Source organism: Xanthobacter sp. BG11Y11_SDJG (assembly GCF_057364445.1).
In genome coordinates this window covers 1-2,237 of sequence record NZ_JBNFNU010000544.1, presented here as the reverse complement: position 1 = coordinate 2,237, position 2,237 = coordinate 1, and the positions used below count along the sequence as shown (strand labels likewise).

Annotated in this window: 2 protein-coding genes; both read right to left on the bottom strand. The window is 73.7% G+C overall.

Going from position 1 to position 2,237, the window contains the following annotated elements; all coding sequences use genetic code 11:
- Positions 1-294 precede the first annotated feature (294 nt).
- On the bottom strand, positions 295-1,182 hold the full coding sequence (locus AC2W7M_RS24170) for a PPC domain-containing DNA-binding protein (protein ID WP_486135539.1): 888 nt from the start codon (positions 1,180-1,182) through the stop codon (positions 295-297).
- Between the two features lie 68 nt (positions 1,183-1,250).
- Positions 1,251-2,237: lysine-2,3-aminomutase-like protein (locus AC2W7M_RS24165; RefSeq protein ID WP_486135537.1), on the bottom strand; the 987-nt coding region annotated here is incomplete at its 5' end.

The following is a 2,237-nucleotide window of genomic DNA, read 5'->3' as shown; positions in this document are numbered from 1 at the left end:
CCTGAAGGACGGGCGCCGCCGACGCGCGAGGTGGATCCCCCCGGGGCAAGCCGGGGGATGACGGCGGGAGGGGTTCGAAGAGCGCGACGACCGCGCGCCGCTCCCGGTGGCGCTTCCGCTGCCCCGTAGCCGCCCTTCAGCTCCGTCATGCTCCGGCTCGTCCGGGGCATCCACCGGGCCACTTGGCCTGCGCCTGAAGAACGGGCGCCGCCGACGCCGCGAGGTGGATCCCCCGGACAAGCCGGGGGATGACGGCGGGAGGCGGGGGACCGGTGGGGCGTCGCCGCCTCTTCCTTACGCCACCTCCGGCGTCGTCTCCTCCACCGCCAGCTCGAAGGTGATGCACACCCCGTTGGCGCCATGGACGAGGCGGCCCTCGGCGAGCACGCCGCTCATTCCCACCATGGCAATATCGAGCCGCGCCTTCAGCGTGCCGGCAGCATCCGGCGCGATCACGCCATCGCGCACGAACACCTCGGTGGCGTAGTCTTCCACAGGCTCTCGGTCGGAAAAGCGCGCGCCGACGAGGCTGCCGACGCTGCCGCGCACCCGCCCGGCGGCGAAGCCGTGGCGGCGGCAGATGTCCTCCAGCGCCCCCGAAATCTCCGTGTTCGGCCGCACCCGCGCGAAGGCGATGCGCGGGCCGCCCGAAGCCGCACGCACCTGGTGCGGTGTGAACAGCGTGAAGTTGGTCTCGGGATCGAAGTCGGCGGAGGTCGCGACGTCGGCGGTGCCGAAGGCGCGGGCGGCGATGGGCGCTGCCACCACCGCCTCGTGCGGCATCACATGGCCGCCGTGGCGGGTGCCGTCGGGCTCGATCCAGAAGGCATGGCAATGGATGAAGGGGGCGCCCTCGCGCCGGCCGAAGGTGACGTTCCCGGCCTCCAGACGGGTGGTGCCGGCGGGCGAGACCGGCGCGCTGTACCACGCGGCGTGCACCTCATCCTGCGCACCGGCGGGCATCACATAGGTGAAGGGGCCGAAGGCGCCGCCGGACAGCTCCACCTGCGCCGCCGTGAGGCCGGCCTCGAGCAGCGGCCCGGCGATGGCGGCGTTGAGCGTGAGGCCCGGCTGGAGCGTGAAGTCGAGGCACTGGAGCGCCCCCACTGCGCTCGCGATGCGCTCCGGCGCCGCGGGCCCCGGCTGCATCAGGCGGCGGATGGCGTCCGGTTCGGCGGTCATAAGCGGGTCCTCGGCTCGTCCTGATCGGTGCGCCCGCCATACCATGGCGCCGGAGCGCGCGGAACGCGTCAGCCCTCCGGCGGATAGGCGTGCAGCCCGCCGCAATGGTCGCGCACCGCGAGGCGGTCGCCGTCCGCCTCGAGATAGCCGGGCGTGAGGGGCACCTTTCCGGCGCCGCCGGGGATGTCGAGCACATAAGTGGGCAGCGCGAGGCCCGACAGGCGGCCGCGCAGCGCGCGCATGAGCGCCTGGCCCTCTTCCACCGGCAGGCGGAAATGCGCGGTGCCGGGCGCGAGGTCCGGATGGTGCAGGTAATAGGGCTTCACCCGGCATTCCACGAGCGCGCGGAACAGGTCGGCGAGGGTCGCCGCATCGTCGTTGACGCCGCGCAGCAGCACGGTCTGCGACAGAAGCGGGATGCCGGCATCGGCGAGGCGCGCCAATGCGGCACGCGCCGGGCCTGCCAGCTCGCGGGCATGGTTGGCATGGACGGCCACATAAGAGGTGGCGCCCTCCGCCTTCAGCGCGGCGACGAGAGCCGGCGTCACCCGCTCCGGCGCGGCGATGGGCACGCGGGTGTGGAAGCGCAGCACCTTCACATGGTCGATGGCGGCGATGCGGCCGGCAAGCTCCGCCATGCGCCGCGGCGCGAGCATGAAGGGGTCGCCGCCGGTGAGGATCACCTCCCAGATGGCGGGGTGGCCGGCGATGTAGCCGAGCGCCGCCGCGAGCCGCTCCGGCGTCAGCGCCTCGTCCGCGCCCGGCCCCACCATCTCGCGGCGGAAGCAGAAGCGGCAATAGACGGCGCAGACGCTCACCGCCTTCAGCAGCACCCGGTCCGGGTAGCGGTGGACGATGCCGGGCACCGGCGAATGGACATCATCGCCGATGGGGTCGGCGCGCTCCTCGCGGCGCAGCTCCAGCTCCGCCGTGTTGGGCACGAACTGGCGCGCGATGGCGTCGCCCGCGCCCTCCGCCAGAAGGTCCTGGAGCGCGGGCGGGATCGCCACCGCATAGCGCTCCGCCACCTGCGCCAGCGCCGCCTCGGCCGCCGG

Coding starts and splice junctions, on each gene's coding strand:
- AC2W7M_RS24170 (WP_486135539.1), bottom strand. CDS start 1,182: ATGACCGCCGAACCGGACGCCATCCGCCGCCTGATGCAGCCGGGGCCC.